The 21,319-nt window shown below is 72.4% G+C and carries 18 protein-coding genes; 7 read left to right on the forward strand and 11 right to left on the reverse strand.

All coding sequences use genetic code 11. The features are described from left to right. Nucleotides 1-82: 82 nt before the first annotated feature. The 4 genes from AC07FV_RS29825 (at nt 83) to AC07FV_RS29840 (ending at nt 5,008) form a co-directional block, all read left to right on the forward strand. Entirely contained in the window at nt 83-3,355 is a 3,273-nt protein-coding gene (locus AC07FV_RS29825; protein WP_479090521.1) for a nitrate- and nitrite sensing domain-containing protein, read from the forward strand. Between the two features lie 10 nt (nt 3,356-3,365). Next, nucleotides 3,366-3,779, forward strand: coding sequence for a roadblock/LC7 domain-containing protein (locus AC07FV_RS29830; RefSeq protein ID WP_004983065.1), 414 nt, complete (start codon nt 3,366-3,368; stop codon nt 3,777-3,779). 94 nt (nt 3,780-3,873) lie between these two features. Beyond that, entirely contained in the window at nt 3,874-4,446 is a 573-nt protein-coding gene (locus tag AC07FV_RS29835; protein ID WP_121749353.1) for a DUF742 domain-containing protein, read from the forward strand. Further along, nucleotides 4,427-5,008, forward strand: coding sequence for a GTP-binding protein (locus AC07FV_RS29840; RefSeq protein WP_009314218.1), 582 nt, complete (start codon nt 4,427-4,429; stop codon nt 5,006-5,008). Before AC07FV_RS29835 ends, AC07FV_RS29840 begins: the two co-directional genes overlap by 20 nt. Nucleotides 5,009-5,189: 181 nt before the next feature. Here AC07FV_RS29840 and AC07FV_RS29845 read toward each other — a convergent pair whose 3' ends face one another. From AC07FV_RS29845 to AC07FV_RS29855, 3 genes are all read right to left on the reverse strand, one after another. After that, nucleotides 5,190-5,387, reverse strand: coding sequence for an acyl-CoA carboxylase epsilon subunit (locus AC07FV_RS29845; RefSeq protein ID WP_479090522.1), 198 nt, complete (start codon nt 5,385-5,387; stop codon nt 5,190-5,192). Between the two features lie 17 nt (nt 5,388-5,404). Then, a complete protein-coding gene (locus tag AC07FV_RS29850; RefSeq protein ID WP_479090523.1) occupies nt 5,405-7,012 on the reverse strand; it encodes an acyl-CoA carboxylase subunit beta in 1,608 nt (535 codons plus the stop codon). A 154-nt stretch (nt 7,013-7,166) separates the two neighbouring features. Further along, a complete protein-coding gene (locus tag AC07FV_RS29855) occupies nt 7,167-9,536 on the reverse strand; it encodes a polysaccharide lyase 8 family protein (RefSeq protein WP_479090653.1) in 2,370 nt (789 codons plus the stop codon). A 180-nt stretch (nt 9,537-9,716) separates the two neighbouring features. Here AC07FV_RS29855 and AC07FV_RS29860 point away from each other — a divergent pair, with 180 nt between their 5' ends. Continuing rightward, complete coding sequence (locus AC07FV_RS29860; RefSeq protein ID WP_479090525.1) at nt 9,717-10,274, forward strand: YceI family protein; 558 nt, start codon at nt 9,717-9,719, stop codon at nt 10,272-10,274. On the opposite strand, the gene AC07FV_RS29865 is transcribed toward AC07FV_RS29860, so the two are convergent. Further along, nucleotides 10,261-10,812: a cysteine hydrolase family protein gene (locus AC07FV_RS29865; RefSeq protein WP_479090527.1), complete on the reverse strand. Its 552-nt coding sequence runs from the start codon at nt 10,810-10,812 to the stop codon at nt 10,261-10,263. The two genes, AC07FV_RS29860 and AC07FV_RS29865, sit on opposite strands and share 14 nt — an antisense overlap. A gap of 4 nt (nt 10,813-10,816) precedes the next feature. Then, entirely contained in the window at nt 10,817-11,473 is a 657-nt protein-coding gene (locus AC07FV_RS29870) for a TetR/AcrR family transcriptional regulator (protein WP_479090529.1), read from the reverse strand. 77 nt (nt 11,474-11,550) lie between these two features. Between AC07FV_RS29870 and AC07FV_RS29875 the strand changes: the two genes are divergently transcribed. Together AC07FV_RS29875 and AC07FV_RS29880 are read left to right on the forward strand one after the other, a co-directional pair. Next, nucleotides 11,551-12,546 (forward strand): DMT family transporter, encoded by a 996-nt coding sequence (locus tag AC07FV_RS29875; RefSeq protein ID WP_479090655.1) that lies wholly within the window; start codon nt 11,551-11,553, stop codon nt 12,544-12,546. A gap of 185 nt (nt 12,547-12,731) precedes the next feature. Continuing rightward, on the forward strand, nt 12,732-13,901 hold the full coding sequence (locus AC07FV_RS29880; RefSeq protein WP_479090530.1) for a Cmx/CmrA family chloramphenicol efflux MFS transporter: 1,170 nt from the start codon (nt 12,732-12,734) through the stop codon (nt 13,899-13,901). A gap of 33 nt (nt 13,902-13,934) precedes the next feature. On the opposite strand, the gene AC07FV_RS29885 is transcribed toward AC07FV_RS29880, so the two are convergent. The 6 genes from AC07FV_RS29885 to ureA form a co-directional block, all read right to left on the reverse strand. Then, nucleotides 13,935-15,203, reverse strand: coding sequence for a hypothetical protein (locus AC07FV_RS29885; RefSeq protein WP_479090531.1), 1,269 nt, complete (start codon nt 15,201-15,203; stop codon nt 13,935-13,937). Nucleotides 15,204-15,264: 61 nt separating this feature from the next. Next, nucleotides 15,265-16,869 (reverse strand): citramalate synthase, encoded by a 1,605-nt coding sequence (gene cimA / locus AC07FV_RS29890; protein WP_479090533.1) that lies wholly within the window; start codon nt 16,867-16,869, stop codon nt 15,265-15,267. Between the two features lie 328 nt (nt 16,870-17,197). Beyond that, a complete protein-coding gene (locus AC07FV_RS29895; RefSeq protein WP_479090534.1) occupies nt 17,198-17,806 on the reverse strand; it encodes a TetR/AcrR family transcriptional regulator in 609 nt (202 codons plus the stop codon). A gap of 12 nt (nt 17,807-17,818) precedes the next feature. Further along, nucleotides 17,819-18,838 carry an agmatine deiminase family protein gene (locus tag AC07FV_RS29900; RefSeq protein WP_479090535.1) on the reverse strand — a complete coding sequence of 340 codons (1,020 nt, stop codon included), beginning with the start codon at nt 18,836-18,838 and terminating at the stop codon, nt 17,819-17,821. Between the two features lie 15 nt (nt 18,839-18,853). Then, on the reverse strand, nt 18,854-20,569 hold the full coding sequence (locus tag AC07FV_RS29905; RefSeq protein WP_479090536.1) for an urease subunit alpha: 1,716 nt from the start codon (nt 20,567-20,569) through the stop codon (nt 18,854-18,856). Next, the gene (gene ureA / locus AC07FV_RS29910; protein ID WP_479090538.1) at nt 20,566-21,273 is read right to left on the reverse strand and encodes an urease subunit gamma; all 708 of its coding nucleotides are present in this window, start codon (nt 21,271-21,273) and stop codon (nt 20,566-20,568) included. The genes AC07FV_RS29905 and ureA overlap by 4 nt, the downstream gene beginning before the upstream one ends. Nucleotides 21,274-21,319 lie beyond the last annotated feature (46 nt).

Genomic DNA, 21,319 nt, shown 5'->3' on the forward strand with positions numbered 1-21,319 from the left:
GTAGTGCGTACTCGATGACGGACTGGGCTCTGAGACACAGCGGCACGACGTAGGTGCCGACCGCCGAGAGGTTGTTGGTCGAGTGAGGCGAAGCAAGAACAGTCCCGAGCCATCGGCCCGGGGCAACTTCACCCCGCCGTCGCGCGCAGCGGCGTCCGCCCCCGTGCCCGCTGCGGAAGCCAAGGCCGAGCCCGCCCCGAGCGGTGGCCGTTTCTCGCCGCGCAACTGGCGTGTGACCACCCGGCTGAACGCGATCCTGCTCATACCCGTGCTGGTCGGCCTCGTCATGGGCGGCTTCCAGGTGAAGAGCTCGATCGACACCTGGTCGGACGCCGAGGACGCCGAGAGCACCGCGCGCCTGGTCCGGGCCTCGCTGAGCTATGCCAACGCCCTCTACAACGAGCGTGACCTGACCGCGGCCCCCCTGCTCCAGGGCAAGGGCGAGAAGGACGCCGGTGTCACCCAGGCCCGCCGCGCGACCGACCAGGCGGCCGACGCCTTCGACGAGGCCGCCCAGGCCATGCCCGGCAAGGCGGGTCTGGAGCGCCGGCTGAAGGTGTTCCGCGAGCAGGAGCCCAAGCTCCAGACGCTCCGCGTGGCCGCCTACACCTCCAAGCTCAAGGGCGTGGAGACCGAGGAGGGCTACACCGGGATCGCCCACCCCCTGATGGAGTTCGCCAACGAACTCGGTCTGGGCACCGGCAACATCACCTCCTACGGCCGTACCGTCTACGCGATCTCCCTGACCAAGGCCGCGCTCTCGCTGCAGCGCTCCATCGGCATGCACATGCTGGTCAAGCCGGGTCCGGACCCGAGCCACCTCGCCAGCCAGCGCGTCGCCCTCTCCTCGTACGCCTACCTCGAGCGCATCGCCATCGAGGAGTACATCGGCGGCGGTACCGAGGCGGACGCGCAGAAGCTCGAGGACGCCGAGGCGCAGCTGAAGGAGGACGGGGCGGCCCTGGCCAAGGAGGCCAAGGCCAAGGACCCGGACTACGTGCCGCCGCCGACCAATCCGACGACGATGATCTCGGAAGTGGCCCAGCTCGACACCACGGACACCGGCGCGCGGGCCGAGCTGGCCCAGCAGGGCATCACGCCGGAAAACTGGTGGGCGGTCAACACCCTCAAGTTCGACGCCTACGGCAAGATCGAGTCCGACCTCGCCGACAAGGCGGTGTCCGAGGCCTCCGCCATCGCCGACGACGCCGAGCAGGACGCCTACATCACGGGTGCCGCCGTCGTCGTCGCGCTGCTCGCCGCCTTCATCCTGGCCGGCATGGTGGCCCGCCAGATGAGCCGCTCCATGCGCCAGCTGCGCAACGCCGCCTTCGGCATCGCCGAGCAGCGCCTGCCGATGCTGGTCGACCAGCTCTCCCGCACCGACCCCGGCCGGGTGGACACCCGGGTGGCGCCGATCCCGATCACCTCCACCGACGAGATCGGCGAAGTGGCCCGGGCCTTCGACCAGGTGCACCGCGAGGCCGTCCGGCTCGCCTCCGAGCAGGCCCTGCTGCGGGGCAACATCAACGCGATCTTCACCAACCTCTCGCGCCGCAACCAGTCGCTGATCGAGGGCCAGCTGACCCTGATCACCGACCTGGAGAACAACGAGGCCGACCCCGACCAGCTGGAGAACCTCTTCCGGCTGGACCACCTCGCCACCCGCATGCGCCGCAACGGCGAGAACCTCCTGGTCCTCGCCGGCGAGGAGCCCGGCCGCCGCTGGGACCAGCCGGTCCCGCTGGTCGACGTGTTGCGTGCCGCCTCCTCCGAGGTGGAGCAGTACGAGCGCATCGAGCTGTCCGGCGTCCCCGAGGCCGAGATCCACGGCCGCGCGGTGACCGACCTCGTGCACCTGCTCGCCGAGCTGCTGGAGAACGCCACCACGTTCTCCTCCCCGCAGACCAAGGTCCGCGTCACCGCGACCCGGCTGCCCGACGGCCGCGTGATGGTCGAGATCCACGACAAGGGCATCGGCCTGACCGCCGAGGACTTCGCGGACATCAACCACAAGCTGGCCAACCCGCCGACCGTGGACGCCGCGATCTCGCAGCGCATGGGCCTGTTCGTGGTCGGCCGGCTGTCCGACCGGCACGGCATCCGCGTCCAGCTGCGCCCCTCCGGGGAGCAGGCGGGCACCACCTCGCTGGTCATGCTCCCGGACGCCATCACCCACGGTGGCGGTGGCGAGACGCAGCCGCGTGACGAGTTCACCGTCTCCCAGATCATCCCGGAGCAGAACTTCCAGGGCGAGAACTTCGGCCAGGTCGGTCAGCCCATGCGGACCGCCGCCGAGCTGGGCTTCGACGACAGCCGGTACACCGAGGTCCCCGACGACATCCGCGAGCTGGACCCGGTCGGCCGCTCCCTGATGCGCGAGGAGCGCCGCGCGGCCCTGGAGGCCCAGTCGCACCCCGAGCTGCCCGGTCCGGCGGACCATGGCGGCCGCGACGGGAACGGGACCGGCGGCTACCAGGACCAGTTCACCGGTCAGCAGCCCGGCTACGGCCAGGGCGAGTACCGGGAGCAGCAGACCGGCGCGTACGAGCAGCCGTCCGGCTACGCCGACCCGCAGCAGGCGGCGTACCAGGAGCCGCAGCAGCAGGCGTACGACGAGCAGTACTACGCGCCGAACGGCCAGGCGCCGCAGGGCGAGGGCTACCCGTCCGACGGCGGCTACACCGGCGCCTCCTACGCGGAGCCGGTCCCGGGCGGCGGGCAGCCGGCCGGCCCCGGCGCCCCGGAGACCTACTCGGCCTTCGAACAGCGGCGTCACAGCGACGACTGGCCCCAGCAGGACGGTTACCGGAACGGGTATCCGGACCAGTACCCCACGGGTGCCCCGGAGGCGGAATCCGCGCAGGCCGCTGACGTGAACGAGGCGGACCGCGTAGGCTTCGACCGTCCGGGCCCGGCTCCCTCGGCCGCTCACGACATGACCGACGCCGGTCTCCCCCGCCGCGGATCCACCGCGAGCGGCGCGGGCAAGGCGGGGCACGTGGACCACGAGGCGCCGGCCACCGCGCCGCAGGCCGGCGGCGACGACTCCTGGCGGTCGGCCAACGACGACCGCTGGCAGCAGGCCTCGGCGCTGCGCAGGCCCAAGGCGGGCGGGGTGACCTCCTCGGGTCTGCCACGGCGGGTACCCAAGGCCAACCTGGTCGAGGGCGCCGCCGAAACCACTCCCCAGGGAGGCCCGCAGGTCTCCCGAGCCCCGGAGGACGTCCGGGGCAGGCTGAGCAACCTGCGGCGCGGCGTCGAACGGGGCCGCAGCGCAGGCAGTGAAACGAACGGCCAGGACACAAGGAATGAACACCGTGGTCCTGACAGCACCTACAACCAGGAGCGTTAGTGTGAGCCCGATGAGCCAGGCGGCACAGAACCTGAACTGGTTGATCACCAACTTCGTGGACAACACCCCGGGGGTGTCCCACACGGTGGTGGTCTCCGCCGACGGACTCCTTCTGGCGATGTCCGAGGGATTCCCGCGCGATCGCGCCGACCAGCTCGCGGCCGTCGCCTCCGGTCTGACCTCGCTGACCGCCGGTGCCTCGCGCATCTTCGAGGGCGGCAGCGTGAACCAGACGGTTGTGGAGATGGAGCGGGGATTCCTGTTCATCATGTCCATCTCCGACGGTTCGTCCCTTGCGGTTCTCGCACACCCGGAGGCGGACATCGGTCTCATTGGGTACGAGATGGCCCTTCTGGTGGACCGTGCCGGCACGGTTCTGACGCCCGATCTCCGGGCGGAGCTCCAAGGGAGCCTTCTCAACTAAAGGACAGACGGTGCGTTTTGGCGTCCCGTGGCCGTAAAGTTTCGGGACGCGGCTCCACAGTGATGGATGCCAGGCACAGTCGGAGGAGGAAAAAGTGGCAACACCCCCAGGCGGTCCGTCTTCGGGCAACTGGTCGTACGGCCCTGGCCAGGGCCAGAACGACGGCTCGGCGAACGGATACGGCTACCCCTCCGTGCCGAGCCACCGGCAGCCGTACGCACCGCAGGGCCCCGGCCCTTCGCCGTACGACCAGCCGCACGCTCCGCGCATCCAGCCCGTGCAGCCCCAGCGCCGCACCCCTGAGCCGGCGCCCGCCGGGGCGTCGAACAACCCCCTGGTGCGCCCGTACGCCATGACGGGCGGCCGCACCAGGCCCCGGTACCAGCTCGCCATCGAGGCGCTGGTGCACACCACCGCGCAGCCGCACCAGATGCAGGGCCAACTGCCCGAGCATCAGCGGATCTGCAACCTCTGCCGGGAGATCAAGTCGGTGGCCGAGGTCTCGGCCCTCCTGACGATCCCTCTCGGCGTGGCCAGGATCCTCGTCGCCGACTTGGCGGAGGCGGGACTGGTCGCCATCCATCAGCCCGGCGGCGACGAGAGCGCCGGCGGCCAGCCAGACGTGACACTGCTCGAAAGGGTGCTCAGTGGACTTCGCAAGCTCTAGCGGCGGTCCTTCCCGCTCCACCACATCCGCGAAGATCGTGGTGGCGGGCGGCTTCGGCGTGGGCAAGACCACGTTCGTCGGCGCTGTCTCGGAGATCAACCCGCTGCGCACCGAGGCCGTGATGACATCCGCGTCCGCGGGCATCGACGACCTCACCCACACGGGGGACAAGACGACCACGACGGTCGCCATGGACTTCGGCCGCATCACGCTCGACCAGGACCTGATCCTGTACCTCTTCGGTACACCCGGCCAGGACCGTTTCTGGTTCATGTGGGACGACCTGGTGCGCGGCGCCATCGGTGCGATCGTGCTGGTCGACACGAGGCGGCTCGCCGACTGCTTCCCCGCCGTCGACTACTTCGAGAACTCCGGTCTGCCGTTCGTCATCGCCCTCAACGGCTTCGACGGCCAGCAGCCGTACAACCCGGACGAGGTCCGCGAGGCGCTCCAGATCGGGCCGGACACCCCGATCATCACGACGGACGCGCGGCACCGGGCGGACGCGAAGAGCGCGCTGATCACGCTGGTCGAGCACGCGCTGATGGCGCGGCTGCGCTAGCGCCGGGTGGCGACACGCCCCCTGCGGCCACTGGGCTGCCGGGGGCTGTTCCGTTGCCGGGTGCGGGTGGTTCGCGGCTTGGTCGCGTAGTTCCTCGCGCCCCTGGGTGCGCTGCCCGGCCCTCGGTTCACATGCAGAGGCCCCCTCCTGAGTGGAGGGGGCCTCTGTGTGTGTCTCGGGTTCAGCGCCAGCTGTGCGGGGCGCGGAAGCCCGGCTCGCGTTCCAGGCGGCGCCAGCCGGCGCGGACGCGGCCGCCGCCGTGGGCCGGGGCGATCTCGACGGGGCGGGCGGCGGCGCGGGCCAGGAGGAGGGCCGTGATGGCGGCGACTTCCTCGGGCTCGGCGTGGCCCTTCTCGACGCGGATGTCGGCAGGGGACATGGACGTGGCTCCTCGGGTCACTGCGGCGGGTTGCCGTGCTTGCGGGAAGGCAGGTCGGCGTGCTTGGTCTGGAGCATCGCCAGGGACCTGATGAGCACCTCGCGGGTCTCGGCGGGGTCGATGACGTCGTCGACCAGGCCGCGTTCGGCCGCGTAGTAGGGGTGCATCAGCTCGGCCTTGTACTCCTTGACCATGCGGGCCCGCATGGCCTCGGGGTCCTCGGCCTCGGCGATCTGGCGGCGGAAGATGACGTTGGCCGCGCCCTCGGCACCCATCACCGCGATCTCGTTGGTCGGCCAGGCGAAGGTCAGGTCGGCGCCGATCGACTGGCTGTCCATGACGATGTAAGCACCCCCGTACGCCTTGCGCAGGATGAGGGAGATGCGGGGCACGGTGGCGTTGCAGTACGCGTACAGCAGCTTGGCGCCGTGGCGGATGATGCCGCCGTGCTCCTGGTCGACGCCGGGCAGGAAGCCGGGTACGTCCAGAAGGGTGACGATCGGGATGTTGAAGGCGTCGCACATCTGCACGAAGCGGGCGGCCTTCTCGGACGCCTCGATGTCCAGGACGCCCGCCAGGGCCTGCGGCTGGTTGGCGACGATTCCGACGACCTGCCCGTCGAGGCGGGCCAGGGCGCAGATGATGTTGCGGGCCCAGCGCTCGTGGACCTCCAGGTACTCGCCGTCGTCGACGATCTCCTCGATGACCTTGGCCATGTCGTACGGGCGGTTGCCGTCCGCGGGGACCAGGTCGAGGAGGGTGTCGCCGCGACGGTCGGCGGGGTCGGAGGCCTCGTTGCGGGGCGGGTTCTCCCGGTTGTTCTGCGGGAGCAGCGACAGGAGGTAGCGGACCTCGGCGAGGCAGGTCTCCTCGTCGTCGTAGGCGAAGTGCGCCACGCCGCTGGTCTCGGCGTGCACGTCGGCGCCGCCCAGGCCGTTCTGCGTGATCTCCTCGCCGGTGACGGCCTTGACCACGTCGGGGCCGGTGATGAACATCTGCGAGGTCTCGCGGACCATGAACACGAAGTCCGTCAGCGCCGGGCTGTAGGCGGCGCCGCCCGCGCACGGGCCCAGCATCACGCTGATCTGCGGGATGACACCCGAGGCCCTGGTGTTGCGCTGGAAGATGCCGCCGTAGCCGGCCAGCGCCGAGACGCCCTCCTGGATGCGTGCGCCCGCGCCGTCGTTGAGGGAGACCAGCGGTGCACCGGCCGCGATGGCCATGTCCATGATCTTGTGGATCTTCGTGGCGTGGGCCTCGCCCAGCGCGCCGCCGAAGATCCGGAAGTCGTGCGCGTAGACGAAGACCGTGCGGCCCTCCACCGTGCCCCAGCCGGTGATCACACCGTCGGTGTACGGCTTCTTCGCCTCCAGCCCGAACCCGGTCGCCCGGTGCCGGCGCAGCTGCTCGACCTCCCGGAAGGAGCCCGCGTCCAGGAGGAGCTCGATCCGCTCCCGCGCGGTCAGCTTGCCCTTGGCGTGCTGCGCCGCCGTCGCCTTCTCGCTCGGTCCGGCCAGGGCCCGCGCCCGGATCTCGTGCAGTTCGGCCACTCGCCCGCGCGCGTCCGTCGGCTCGTCCGCCGGCACGCGCGTCGACTCACCCGGCGCCTCATCCAAAACGGTCATGTAGCGACTCTACGAAGCCGACCAAGGAATGCCAGCCGTCGACTCCGTACAGTCTCCGACGCGTTTTCCTGGTAGCACCGAACAGAACCCCTATGGCGTGCAGCCGTTTCGACTGCTCAGAGGGGTTCGGGCTTGTAGGGGTCGCACAAAGCCGTCAGCTGAGAGTCACCTCACATTCATGGGTGTCGCATACCACCCCTGGAGTGACGCGGAGGTGCAGTCGGCGGCCGGTCGCCAGGATCTCGACCGTACTGTCCGCCCGTACCACCGCTCCCGCCGGATGGTCCCACACGATCTCCAGGGGCTGGCCGGTGCGCGGCGGTTCGCTCACGCAGAGGGTGGCGGTGCGGCCCCGGCGCCGGACGAGGACGCTCGCGCCCGCCGTCGCGGTGAGCGGGCCGGCCGTGCCGGCCTCCCAGAAGATGGCGGCCGTCAGGCCGAGCGGGGGAACGGCGACCGCCTGGCGGCGCCCGTCGTTGGCGAGGACCCGGAGCCGGTGGCGGTCGGCGGCCCGCCGGGCGACGGTCCGGCGGGAGGCGCCCGGCATGACGACGTAGACGTAGCCGGCGTCGGCCGGGTCGGTGCCGTGGTCCAGCCAGAGGGTCTGCCAGCGGCGGGTGCGGCGCTCGGTGGTGCTGGTGCTGTTGATGTCGGACCAGGCCCCGGTGCGGTCCTCGCGCAGGGTCCGTAGCTCGCCCTCGGGCACGATCCAGCCGCCGTGGCCCTCCAGGTGCGCCCAGTGCCGGCCGCGGACGAGGGCCTGCGTACCGCCCTCCCCCAGGTTGCGGTTGTCGACGATCGTCTCGACCGGGACGCCGTCCGCGCAGGTGATGCCGGCGCCGAGGCAGACCACCTCGTCGTCGAGGAAGAACCAGGACTTGCGCGCTTCGAGGGTCGAGCCGAGGCCCTTGAGGTGCTGGCCGACGGCCGCGTACGTGCCGTCGGTGGTGCCGCCCACCCAGCGCACGTCGGGCTTGGGCGCGCCCCATTCGCCACCCGCGCGGTCGGGCAGCCGCCGGGTGGAGACGGTGGTCCCGGGCAGGCGGTACCAGTCGACGGTCGGCCAGAACCAGTCCGTGTACTGGTCCGACCGGGTGCCGTTCGCCCACCAGGTGAGCTGGCCCGCGCCGGTGTGCCAGCCGCGGGGGTTCTCGCCGTTGCCGCATTCGTAGTGGGCGATGCGGTCGCTCGCCATGGCGAGGCTCGCGGTGAAGCCGGGGCTGCGGTGGACGGCGCGGTCCATCGCCGCGAAGAGGTGGTGCCCGGTGGGCTCGGGCGCGGCCTCGACGGGCGCGTCGGCGATCGCGTGCAGGCGGGCCAGGTCGGCCACGGGGAACTGGGGCGCCGTGAGGACGGGGGTGACGGTGTCCCGTGCGATCCAGCCCTTGATCCGCGCGTGCCAGCGCTCGCGTTCGGCCTCGCTCGCGCCGCCCGCGAGCAGGGCCACGGCCGCGATGAGCTGCTGGCCGTGGAAGTGGTCGCTGCGCAGGACGTGCAGGTCGTCGCTCTGGAGGTGACCCCGGCTGATCGCACGTCCGTTGACGCTGTCCATGACCAGCCCGTCGTGGATCAGGGGGGCGTAGGCGCGTTCGACGCTGTCGAGGATGATCTGCCTGCCGGGGTCCGTCACCTCCCATTGCGACCCGGCGAGCAGGGTGAACAGCCGGCCGAGTCCGTCCAGCATGACCTGGCCGTACGTCCCCGAGTAGGCGACCCAGGTGTGCTGGACGAACGACCCGTCGGCGTAGAGGCCGTCGCCCTCGGTCACGTGGGGGAAGACCGGCGAGAGGGCGTCGCGGGCCAGGGCGATCTTCGCGGGGGCCCGGCCCAGGATGCCGCGCAGGGCGACGGAGCGGCAGAGGTCGACCCGGTTGGCGCCGGTGGAGGTGCCGGAGTAGTCGCCGAGCATCGCGTCGGGGACGAAGTGGTCGACGGCGGCGCAGGCGGCTTCGACGCGGTCGGTGCCGAGGTGGTCGTGGAGGGCGGCCGTGATGTCCATCAGGAGACGGGGACTGCCGATCTGCCACTCCCACCAGTTGCCGTAGCGGGTGGTGCCCGGGTGGTAGACGGTGCTGGAGAGGTGGTCGAGTCCGCGCAGGACGTCGGCGAGGAGGCCCGCGTCACCGGTGGAGCCGGTGCCCGGCTGGAGGTACGCCTGGGCCATGGTCCACAGGCGGCCGTAGGCGAAGGTGATCCCGGCGGGCGGGTCGAAGGGGTGGCCGGGCCACAGGGAGGTGGGGGTGGGTGCCATGGCGGCACGGTGGGCGCGGGCGTGTGCGCCCGTCCCGGCCAGCCGGGAGGCGTACGGTGCGGCGCCCGGGTCGTAGCCGGTGCCGAGGGCGATGCCGAGCCAGCGCAGGCGGAGGGCCTCATAGGGGTCGGCGGCAGTGGGGGCGGGGGCGCCGAGCGCGGGAGCACCGAGCGCCGGGGTGAGGGCGGCGGCCGCGGCGGTCGCGAGCAGGAAGGTGCGGCGGGACGGTCCGGCGGCGCCGGTGCGGTGGGCGTGCGGCCAGAGGGAGGTCATGCTCATGACCTTTCCCCACGGCAGGGTGCGTCAGGCGACCTCCAGGCGGCCGTTCGGGTGCCGTCCGCGCGTAACCGTTGATGGCCGGGCGGAATAGGTCTAGAGTCGACACCGTTGGAGTGGTTGAACATTCAACATACAGAGTCGGTCCCCCCGACCGGCCGTTCCCAGGAGGACACCATGACCACGACCCCGGACCTCGCGACCCTGACCGGCGAGTACACGATCGACCCCGCCCACACGACGATCGGCTTCACGGCGCGCCACGCCATGGTCACCAACGTCAAGGGCAAGTTCCTGGACTTCAGCGGCACGCTGCACCTCGACGGTTCCGACCCGTCCCGGTCCACGGCGTCCCTCGACATCACGATGGACAGCATCGACACCGGGTCCCCCGACCGCGACGGCCACCTCAGGAGCGCGGACTTCTTCAAGACCGACGAGTTCCCGAAGATGACCTTCCGCTCCACCGCGGCCCAGGCCCTCGGCGGCGACGACTACCGGATCACCGGCGACCTCACGATCCTCGGCACCACCAGGCCCCTCACCATCGACCTGGAGTTCAACGGCGCCGCGAAGGACCCGTTCGGCAACGAGCGCGTCGGCTTCGAGGGCAAGGCGGAGATCAAGCGCTCCGAGTGGGGCCTGACCTGGAACGCGGCGCTGGAGACGGGCGGCGTCCTGGTCTCCGACAAGATCAAGCTGACCTTCGACATCTCGGCGATCAAGCAGGCGTGAGCTCCACGTCGACGGCGGCCCGGACCCGGACACGCCGGCCGGGCCAGCCCATCGCCCGGTAGACGGCGTTGCACTGGGCGATCGACCGGTCGGCCGGCACCAGGTCGGGGTCGTCCGCCGCGCCCCGGCGCGAGGTGGTGTGCCCGTCGGCCACGAGGACCAGGTCGTAGCCCCGGCTCAGCGCCTGTCGCGCCGTGGTGTCCACGCAGACCTCCGTGGCGAACCCGGTCACGATCACCTCGGTGACGCCCAGCGCGCGCAGGGTCTCGTCGAGACCGGTGTCCAGGAAGCCGTCCGGAGTCGTCTTGTCCACGACCGGCTCCCCCTCCCGCGGCGCCAGCTCGGGCACGATCCGCCACGGCTCGGTGCCGGGCACCAGCTCCGCGCCGCGGTGCAGGACGGTGACCACCGGCACCCCCGCGGCCCGGGCCCGCTCGCTCAGTCCCGCGATCGCGGCGACCGTCTCGGCGCCGCGGTGCGCCAGGGCGACCATGGCGTGCTGCATGTCGATGACCACGAGGGCGCGGCGCGAAGGCATGGGCTCACCGTAGCGGCGCGCTCCGCCCCGCCGCCCCCCGATTCCCCAGCAGTTCCCTTGCCCGGTCGCGGGCGTGCCCGAAGGGGTCGGAGAAGACCCCCAGCCCGTGTACGACCAGGGCGCCCTCGTGCAGCAGCATCAACGTGCGCGCCAGCCGGTCGGCTCCGGCCGCGTCGGCGACCGCCCCGTCGGCGGCGTCGGCCGCGGCGGCGTCGGCGTCCCGGACGAGACGGGTGAACAGGTCCAGCATCCACCTCTTCTGACCGGCGATGACCAGGTTCGCCGGATGGGCGGGGTCGCTGATCTCCGCCTGGGCGTTGATCATGCTGCACCCCCTCTTCCCGTACTGGTCCGCCCAGGCGCGGGAGGCGTCGAAGACGGCCAGGACCCGGGCGGCCGGCTCCTCTCCCGCCGCCTCCAGGCGCCCGGCGAGGAGCCCGCGCCAGCGCTCGTCCCGCCCGGCCAGGTACTCCACGACGAGCTGCTCCTTGGAGCCGAACCGGTCGTACAGCGTCTTCTTGGTGACCCCCGCCTCGGCGGCGATGAGATCCACGCCCACGGCGTGGATGCCGCGCTCGTAGAACAGCCGCTCGGCGGCTTCGAGGACTCGGCGCGCGCCGGGCGTCATCCGGATGCGGTGCGGCTTCTCCAAGGGCTCCATGCTCCCGAGTATACCGATCTGTATAGTGGGCACCCGAGGCCAGTAAACCGATCTGTCTACTACGGGATGTGGTCGACGTGAACGTCCTGCTCTCGCTCGCCTTCGTACTGTGCTGGAGCTCGGGTTTCATCGGCGCCAAGCTCGGCGCGGGGACGGCGGACGCGTCCACGCTTCTGATGTGGCGCTTCGTCCCGCTGGCCCTGGTCCTCGTGGCCGTCGCGGCCCTGTCGCGAGGAGCGTGGCGCGGGCTGACCCGCAGGGAGGCCGGCCGGCAGGTCGTCATCGGCGCGCTGTCGCAGAGCGGCTACCTCCTCAGCGTCTACTACGCCATCCAGCTCGGCGTCTCCAGCGGCACCACCGCCCTGATCGACGGGGTCCAGCCGCTCGTCGCCGGTGCGCTCGCCGGTCCCCTGCTGCGGCAGTACGTCTCGCGCCGGCAGTGGCTCGGGCTGTGGCTGGGGCTGGCCGGGGTCGCCACGGTGACGGTGGCCGACGCCGCGGCGGCGGGCGCGGACGTGGCCTGGTGGGCGTACGGCGTGCCCTTCCTCGGCATGCTGTCCCTGGTGGCGGCCACCTTCCTGGAGGGCCGCTCCCCCGCGCCGGCCGAGCCCCGGGTGGCGCTGACGATCCACTGCGTGACCAGCGCCGTCCTCTTCTCCGGCCTGGCGGCCGGCCTGGGTGCGGCCGCCCCGCCCGCCGACTCCTCGTTCTGGGTCGCGACCGCCTGGCTCGTGGTGCTGCCCACCTTCGGCGGCTACGGGCTGTACTGGCTGATCCTGCGCCGGTCCGGCATCACCGAGGTCAACACCCTCATGTTCCTCATGGCTCCGGTCACGGCCGTGTGGGGTGCCCTGATGTTCGGCGAGCCCTTCGGCGTGCAGACCGCCCTGGGCCTGGCCGCCGGCCTCGCGGCGGTCGTCGTCGTGCGCCGCGGGCGCGCCCCGTCCGGGACCCGGGCCACCCCGTCCGAGACCCGGGCCACCCGGTCCGGGACCCGGGCTACCCCGTCCGGGACCCGGGCCACCCCGTCCGCGGCCGATAATCCGGTCGTGGCCCGCGCCGGGAAGCGCTAACCTGCCCGGTGTGAACAGCCCCGAAGCCGACAGACTCCGGCCACCGGTCCTCCGGTGGCCGCTCGTGATGCCGGACTGAGGGACGCGCCGCGCGCGTACCCGGGTCCTCTTCGTCGCACCGCCACCGGACGGCCGTCCGCCGTGTCGTGATCGATGTCGACTACTTCCGGGTGCGGAGTTTCCTCATGCCGTTCGCTCTTCTTCTGCTGGGCCTTGCCGTGTTCGCCCAGGGAACGTCCGAGTTCATGCTGTCCGGGCTGGTGCCGGACATCGCAAGGGATCTTCAGGTCACCGTGCCTGCGGCCGGGGCGCTGACCTCGGCCTTCGCGGTGGGGATGGTCGTCGGGGCGCCGCTGATGGCGGCCCTCGGCAGCCGGTGGTCGCGGCGGGGCGCCCTGCTGGGCTTCCTCTGCGTCTTCCTCGCCGTCCATGTCGTCGGTGCCCTCACCGGCAGCTTCGAGGTGCTGCTCGCCACCCGGGTGGTCGGAGCCCTGGCCAATGCCGGGTTCCTGGCCGTCGCCCTGGTGACCGCCGCCGACCTGGCCGAGCCCGGGGCCAAGGGCCGGGCCACGTCCACGCTGCTGGGCGGGGTCACCCTGGCCTGCGTGATCGGGGTGCCCGCCGGGGCGCTGCTCGGCCAGGTGTGGGGCTGGCGCTCCGCGTTCTGGGCGGTGGCGCTGCTGGCGGTGCCCGCGGTGGTGGCGGTGGCCCGTTCGGTGCCGGGCGGCGCCGCCGAGGCCACGCCTCCCCCGCTGCGGGGCGAGCTGAGGGCGCTGCGGGCGCCCCGGCTCCGGCTCACGCTGCTGCTGGCCGCGCTGGTCAACGGGGCGACCTTCTGCACGTTCACCTACCTCGCGCCGCTGGCCACCGAGGTCGGCGGGCTGGACGGCGGGTGGGTGCCGGGGGTGCTGGCGCTGTTCGGCGCGGGGTCCTTCGTGGGGGTGACCGTCGGCGGACGGTTCGCCGACCGGCATCCGGTGCGGGTCCTGACGGCGGGCGGCGCCGCACTGTGCGCCGGGTGGTGCGCGCTCGCGCTCGGCGCGGGGAGCCCCGCTCTGGCGCTCGGGCTCGTGTTCCTGCTGGGCGCCCTGTCCTTCGGGGTCGGTTCCACGCTGATCTCCCAGGCGCTGTACGCGGCGCCGGACGCCCCCACGCTGGCCGGGGGCTTCGCGACGGCCGCGTTCAACGTGGGCGCGGCGCTGGGTCCCTGGGTCGGGGGCGCGGCGATCGGCGCGGGGTTCGGGTACCGGTCGCCGGTGTGGGTCAGCGCGGGGCTGGTCACCGGCGCCCTCGTCCTCGCCCTCGCGGTGTCGGTCGCCCCGGCCGCCCGCGCGTGGCGGACGGTGCGGGGCTGACCCCGGGCGGGCGGTGACCGCGCCGCCCGCCGCTCAGAAGCCGCCGCCGAAGTCCCCTCCGCCGAAGCCGCCGCCCCCGCCGAAGTCGCCGTAGCCGCCGCCGTAACCGGCTCCGTAGGCGGGGCCCGCCATCAGGCCGCCCAGCATGGTGCCGACCAGCAGGCCGGGCAGGACGCCGGCGCCGAAGTAGCCGCCCGCCCAGGGGCCGTAGGCCGGACCGGCGTCCCAGTAGGGCCGGCGGCCGTACTCGGTGTCCACCTCGCGGATCATCGGGTCCCGGCCGTCGGACAGCCGGGCCCGGTCGGCCGCGCAGACCGGCACCTCGCGGGTGGCGCCGCCCGGCGGGGTCCAGGTGACGTCGGTGACCGAGGGGCCGTGGCGCGGGTCGAAGAAGCACGGCGGGCGGCGCTCGGGCAGCGGCTTCCCCTCCCGGCGGGCGGCGAGCCGGGCGAGGGAGAAGCGCCCGTCCTCCAGGGTCTGGGTGACCCCGCGCACGTCCTCCGGCCGCCGGGCGTCCGCCATGAAGGCCTTGGCCTTCTCGTAGGCGTCCAGGCTCTGTTCGTAGTCGGCGCGCATCGCGTCGTCGGCGCCCGGCTCGCCGGGGTGGAAGTCCAGGCGGTCGAGTTCCTCACCGAAGGCGGTGATGTCCTCGTCCACCACGACCCGCAGCCGCTCCAGGGCCTCGCGCTGCTCCTCCTCGCGGCGGCGCCGGTTGCGCCGGGCGATCGCGTAGGCGCCCGCGCCGCCGGCCGCCACGACCGCGCCCGCGGTGATCAGGGCCCCGGTCGGGGCGGCCCCGCCGCCGGAGTCCCAGGACGCCGGGGCCGAGCCGCGCACGCTGCGCAGCGCGTCGTCGACGAAGTCGTTCAGCTGGGCCTTGGTGTCGCCCGCGCCCTGCGCGGCCGTGACGAGGTTGTTCACGCCCTGGCGGCTCAGCACGCTGCTGTCGGCGCGCGCGTCGAACTCCTCGCCGAGCCGGACGCCGTACAGCCCGGTGATGCCCGTCTCGGTGCGGAGGTTCTGGAAGAGGTTCGCGGTCGGGTAGTCGGCCGGGAGGACCGCGACGAAGACGGGTTCGTCCGCGTCCTCGATCTTGTCGGCGAGCGCCTCCGCGTCCGACCGGGACAGCAGGTCGGACGCGGCCGGGTCCACGTAGACGGGACTCTCGCGCAGGGCCGCGCCGATCTCGGAGACGTCGGTGGCCGCCTGGGCGCCGGGCGCACCGGCCAGCAGCACCGCCAGCGCGGCGATGACCGGCGCGACCAGGAGGCGTATGAGGACACGAATGCGGAGGCCCTTCATACGTTCGAAAGTACCCGAAACGACCTCAATAAGACATCAGTACGGGTGAGAGATGCCGTCCTCACTCGGCGGGCGTGACCCCCGCCCGCAGCAGCCCGTAGGTGTACGCGTCCTCCAGCGCCTGCCAGGAGGCGGCGATGACGTTCTCCGCGACGCCCACCGTGGACCACTCCCCCGTCCCGTCGCCCGTGGAGATGAGGACCCTGGTCGTGGACTGGGTGCCGTGCACGCCCTCCAGGATGCGGACCTTGTAGTCCACCAGGTCGAGCTTGGCCAGCTCCGGGTAGATCCGCTCCAGGGCGACGCGCAGGGCGCGGTCCAGCGCGTTGACCGGTCCGTTGCCCTCCGCCGTGGCGACGATCCGCTCGCCCTTGGACCAGAGCTTCACCGTGGCCTCGTTGGCGTGGGTGCCGTCGGGGCGGTCCTCGGTGATCGCGCGCCAGGACTCGACTGCGAAGTACTTGAGCGGGCCGCCCTCGACCTCCGCGCGCAGCAGCAGCTCGAAGCTCGCGTCCGCCGCCTCGTACGTGTAGCCGGCCAGCTCGCGCTCCTTGACCCGCTCGACGACCCGGCCGACCAGTTCGCGGTCCCCGCCGAGGTCGATGCCGAGTTCCTTGCCCTTCAGCTCGATGGAGGCGCGGCCGGCCATGTCGGAGACCAGCATCCGCATGGTGTTGCCGACCAGCTCGGGGTCGATGTGCTGGTACAGGTCCGGGTCGACCTTGATCGCGGAGGCGTGCAGGCCCGCCTTGTGCGCGAAGGCGGACACCCCGACGTAGGGCTGGTGCGTGGAGGGGGTGAGGTTGACGACCTCGGCGATGGCGTGCGAGATCCTCGTCATCTCGCGCAGCCGGCCCTCGGGCAGCACCTTCTTGCCGTACTTCAGCTCCAGGGCGGCCACGACCGGGAAGAGGTTGGCGTTGCCGACGCGCTCGCCGTAGCCGTTGGCCGTGCACTGGACGTGGGTGGCGCCCGCGTCGACCGCGGCGAGGGTGTTGGCGACGGCGCAGCCGGTGTCGTCCTGGGCGTGGATGCCGAGCCGGGCTCCGGTGTCGGCCAGCACCGTCGCGACCACGGCCTGGATCTGCGCCGGGAGCATGCCGCCGTTGGTGTCGCACAGGATGACGACGTCGGCGCCCGCCCCGGCGGCGGCGCGGACGACGGCCTTGGCGTACTCGGGGTTGGCGCGGTAGCCGTCGAAGAAGTGCTCGCAGTCCACGAAGACGCGCCGGCCCTGCTCCTTCAGGTGGGAGACGGTGTCGGAGACCATCGCCAGGTTCTCGTCGAGCGTGGTGCGCAGCGCCAGCTCGACGTGCCGGTCGTGGGACTTGGCGACCAGGGTGATCACCTGGGCACCCGACTCCAGGAGCGCCTTGACCTGGTGGTCCTGGGCGGCGGTCGCACCGGCGCGACGGGTGGCGCCGAAGGCCACCAGCTGGGCGTGCTTGAAGTCGATCTCCTGCTGGGCCCGGGCGAAGAACTCGGTGTCCCGGGGGTTGGCGCCGGGCCAGCCGCCCTCGATGAAGCCCACGCCGAAGTCGTCCAGGTGCCGTGCGATGGCCAGCTTGTCCGCGACCGTGAGGTTGATGCCCTCGCGCTGCGCGCCGTCGCGCAGGGTGGTGTCGAAGACGTGGAACGAATCGTCGAGTTCGCTGGTTGCGGTCATGATCTGAAGACTCCTGTTGGGGATCTCGGTCTACCGGAATGACCGGTTCCACCGTCCGTCTATGATCCCTCGCGCTCTCTTCCCGGCTGGAGGTGGGCCAGGAAAACGAAAAACCTCTCGCGGGTGCGAGAGGTCTGCGCGCGGGTCGAGGACGACGGTGTCCACCCGTACCTGGTCGTACGCGGTGGTCACTGCGGACCGGCGCGCCTGCTGCCAATAATCATGGCGAACGAGAGCACGGGGGGAGTCTGGCACAGTCCGTCCCGCGGTTCACCGCCCGTCTCAGGATGCGGGCGGCATCCGTCCGGGGAACGGGCCGGACCCGGATTCAGGCGTCCGCGAGGAGGCCGTCCGCCAGGAACTCCCGCACGTGACGGAGGACCTGCGTCCGGTCCGTCCCCCGCAGCCCGATCGCCACGTGGATGGCGAGACCGTCGAGGAGGGCGCGCAGCCGGGACGCGAAGCGGTCGGCGTCGACGGGGCGGAACTCGCCGCGTGAGACGCCCTCGGCCAGCAGCGCGACCAGGTCGCGGTGCCAGGCTCCCTCGATGGCGGCCTGCCGGTCGCGGGCGTCGTCGTCCGCGTTCTGCGAGCGGTTCCACACCTCCAGCCACAGCGTCCAGTGCGGGTCGCGGTGGCCTGCGGGGACGTACAGGTCGACGTAGGCGTCGAGGCGTTCGCGGGCCGTCCCGGGCCGGGTGAGCAGCCGGCCGCGGGCGACGCCGAGGCGGCCCTCGCTCCACTCCAGGGTGCGCAGCAGCAGTTCGTCCTTGGAGTGGAAGTAGTAGAGGAGGTGCCCGCTGCTCATGCCGACCTCGCGGCCGAGCGCCGCCATGGTGAGCTTCTCCAGGCCGCGCTCGGCGATCATCTCCATGGCGGCGGCGAGGACGTCCTCGCGCGGCGGGGCGTTCTTCCGCGCACGCGCCGCACCGGCCATGGCTGACTCCTTCTAGATCCTCGGCTGCTGTTGCGTGATGCAGTGGATGCCGCCACCGCCCGCGAAGATCGTACGGGCGTCCACCAGGGTCACCGTGCGCCCGGGGAACAGACGGCGGAAGATGCCCGCCGCGAGTTCGTCGTTCGGGTCGTCGAAGCCGCACAGGACGACGCCGTCGTTGCACAGGTAGTGGTTGATGTACGAGTAGTCGACCCAGTCGCCCTCCTCGTCCCTCAGGACCGTCGGGGCGGGGATCTCGACGACCTCCAGCCGACGGCCCCTGGCGTCGGTCTGCCCCCGCAGGAGGTCCACGTACGTCCGGGAGCGGGCGTGGTCGGGGTGGGCGGGGTCGCGCTGGCTGTGCACGACGACGGTGCCCGGCCGCGCGAAGGCCGCGACGATGTCGACGTGGCCCTGGGTGCCGTACCGGCCGTAGTCGCCGGCCAGGCCGTGCGGGAGCCAGATCGCCTTGGTGGTGCCGAGCCTGGCGTGGATCTCCGCCTCGACCTCCTCGCGGGTCCAGCCGGGGTTGCGGCCGGAGCCGAGCTGGACGGTGTCGGTCAGCAGGACCGTCCCCTCGCCGTCGACGTGGATCGCGCCGCCCTCGTTGACCAGGGTGCTGCTCAGGACCGGGGCGCCGGCGAGGTCGGCGACATGGCGGGCGATCTTGGAGTCGTGCTCCCAGCGGGCCCAGTCCTGGGCGCCCCAGCCGTTGAACACCCAGTCCACGGCGGCCAGCCCGCCCTGCCCGTCCGTCACGAAGGTCGGGCCGATGTCCCGCATCCAGGCGTCGTCCAGTTCGCGCTCGACCAGGTCGACGTCCGGTCCGAGCAGTTCGCGCGCGGCGGCGCCCTGGCCGGGCCCGTGCACCACGGTCACCGGCTCGAAGCGGCGCACCGCACGGGCGACGGACGCCCAGGCCGACCGGGCCTCGGCCAGCTCCTCGTCGTTCGTGAACGTCGGGTTGGGGCCGGGCCAGGCCATCCAGGTGCGTTCGTGCGGGGCCCACTCGGGGGGCATGCGGAAGGTCATGGAGGTGTCCTGGGGTCAGAGGAAGTACAGGCGGTTCAGGGAGACCGACTCGGCCGGTTCGGAGCGCAGCGGGTCGCCGTCCAGGGTGACCAGGCCGGTGCGCTGGTCGACGTCGACCTGTCCGGTACGCGAGTTGAGACGCAGGTCGGCCGGTCCGATGCCGCGGGTGCCGCGCACGGCGACCCGGCGGCGCCGGGTGGGCATCGTGTCGTGCCCCCGGTCCACGGCGGCCTGGGCGACGAAGGCGACGGAGATCTCGGCCGGGGTGGCGCCGTGCGCGCCGAACTGGGGGCCGAGGACCAGCGGTTCGCAGGTGTCGGTGGCCGCGTTCGGGTCGCCGACCACGCCGTAGGCGGGGAAGCCCGACTTGAGGACGAGCTGCGGCTTGGCGCCGAAGTACTCGGGACGCCACAGGACGATGTCGGCGAGCTTGCCGACCTCCAGGGAGCCGACCTCGTGGGCCAGGCCGTGGGCGATGGCCGGGTTCAGGGTGAGCTTGGCGATGTAGCGCAGGACGCGCTCGTTGTCGTGGTCGGCGTCGGGGGCGCCGAACTCGGCCTTCATCTTGCCGGCCATGGCGAAGGTGCGGCGGACCGTCTCGCCGGCCCGGCCCATGCCCTGCGCGTCGGAGGAGGTGATGCCGATGGCCCCCAGGTCGTGCAGCACGTCCTCGGCGCCCATGGTCCCGGCGCGGATGCGGTCGCGGGCCATGGCGGCGTCGCCCGGCAGCTCGGTCTTGAGGTCGTGGACGGAGACGATCATGCCGTAGTGCTCCGCGACCGCGTCCCGGCCGAAGGGCAGGGTGGGGTTGGTGGAGGAGCCGATGACGTTCGGGACGCCGGCCATCTTCAGCACGTTGGGGACGTGTCCGCCGCCGCAGCCCTCGATGTGGAAGGCGTGGATGGTGCGGCCCTCCAGGACGCGGAGGGTGTCCTCCACGGAGAGGCACTCGTTCAGCCCGTCGCTGTGCAGGGCGACCTGGACGTCGTGCTCCTCGGCGACGCGCAGCGCGGTGTCCAGGGCGCGGGTGTGGGCGCCCATGTCCTCGTGCACCTTGAAGCCGCTCGCGCCGCCCTCGGCCAGCGCCTCGATCAGCGGCGCCTCGTGCGAGGAGGAGCCGCGGCCCAGGAAGCCGATGTTGACCGGCCAGGCGTCGAAGGCCCCGAAGGCGTGCTTCAGCGCCCAGGGCGAGTTGACGCCGACGCCCCAGACCGGGCCGAACTCCTGCCCGATGATCGTCGTCACGCCGGACGCGAGCGAGGCCTCCATGATGCGCGGGGAGAGCAGGTGCACATGGGTGTCGACGGCACCGGCGGTGGCGATCAGGCCCTCGCCGGACACGATGGACGTGCCCGTGCCGACGACGACGTCGACCCCGTCCAGGGTGTCCGGGTTGCCGGCCCGTCCGATGGCGTGGATGCGCCCCTCTCGGATGCCGATCGACACCTTCCGGATGCCCTGGGCCGCGTCGATCACCACGACGTTGCTGATCACGACGTCACAGGTGTCCCGGACGGCGGCGGCCTTGAGGTGCAGTCCGTCGCGGGCGGTCTTGCCGAAGCCGGCGAGGAACTCGTCGCCGTGGCGCTGGGCGTCGGACTCGACGCGGATCACCAGGCCCGAGTCGCCGAGGCGGAGGCGGTCGCCCGCCCGGGGGCCGTGGGTTGCGGCGTAGGCGTGGGGGTCGATGTGGATCGACTCGCTGACCTCGCGCCCCTTCGAGCGGCTCATCGCCCGTCTCCTTCCGGTGCCCCCCGGGTGATTCCCAGATATCCGCAGGCCGCCGCCCGGCGCAGGGCCTCCGTCTTGGCCCCCGGCGCGTCCAGCGGCCCGTCGACCAGTCCGGCGAAGCCGATCGCGACGCGCCGCCCGCCGATGGGCACGAGACCGACCTCGGCGCTCTCCCCGGGCCCGAACCGCACCGACGAGCCGGCGGGGACGGCCAGGCGCATGCCGTAGGCCCGCTCACGGTCGAAGTCCAGGCGGGGGTTGGCCTCGAAGAAGTGGAAGTGGGAGGTGACGGAGACGGGCACGCTCGCCGTGTTGGTGACCGACAGGCGCAGCGCCGCCTCGGGCTCCGTGTGGTCCGGGCCCGGCAGCAGGGCGCCCGGGCCCTCGGGGCCGAGCGCGCCGCCCCCGATCGGGTCGGAGACCACCGCGAGCCGGGACCCGTCGTCGAAGACGGCCTCCACGTGCACCTCGGTGACCACGTCCGCGACCCCGGGCAGCACGTCGTCGGCGCCGAGCACGGACCGGGCGCGCTCGACGGCCTCGGCGAGGCGCGCACCGTCCCGCGCGGCCTCGCACACCGTGTCCGCGATCAGCGCCGTCGCCTCCGGCACGTTCAGCCTGAGCCCCCGGGCCCGGCGGGCCCGGGCCAGCTCGGCCGCCCCGAAGAGCAGCAGCCGGTCACGTTCCGTGGGAGTCAGTCTCACGACGCGGCACCTCCTTGCCTTCCGCAGATTAGAGCAACACTCTAAA

It is taken from the genome of Streptomyces sp. NPDC045956, from assembly GCF_056430705.1.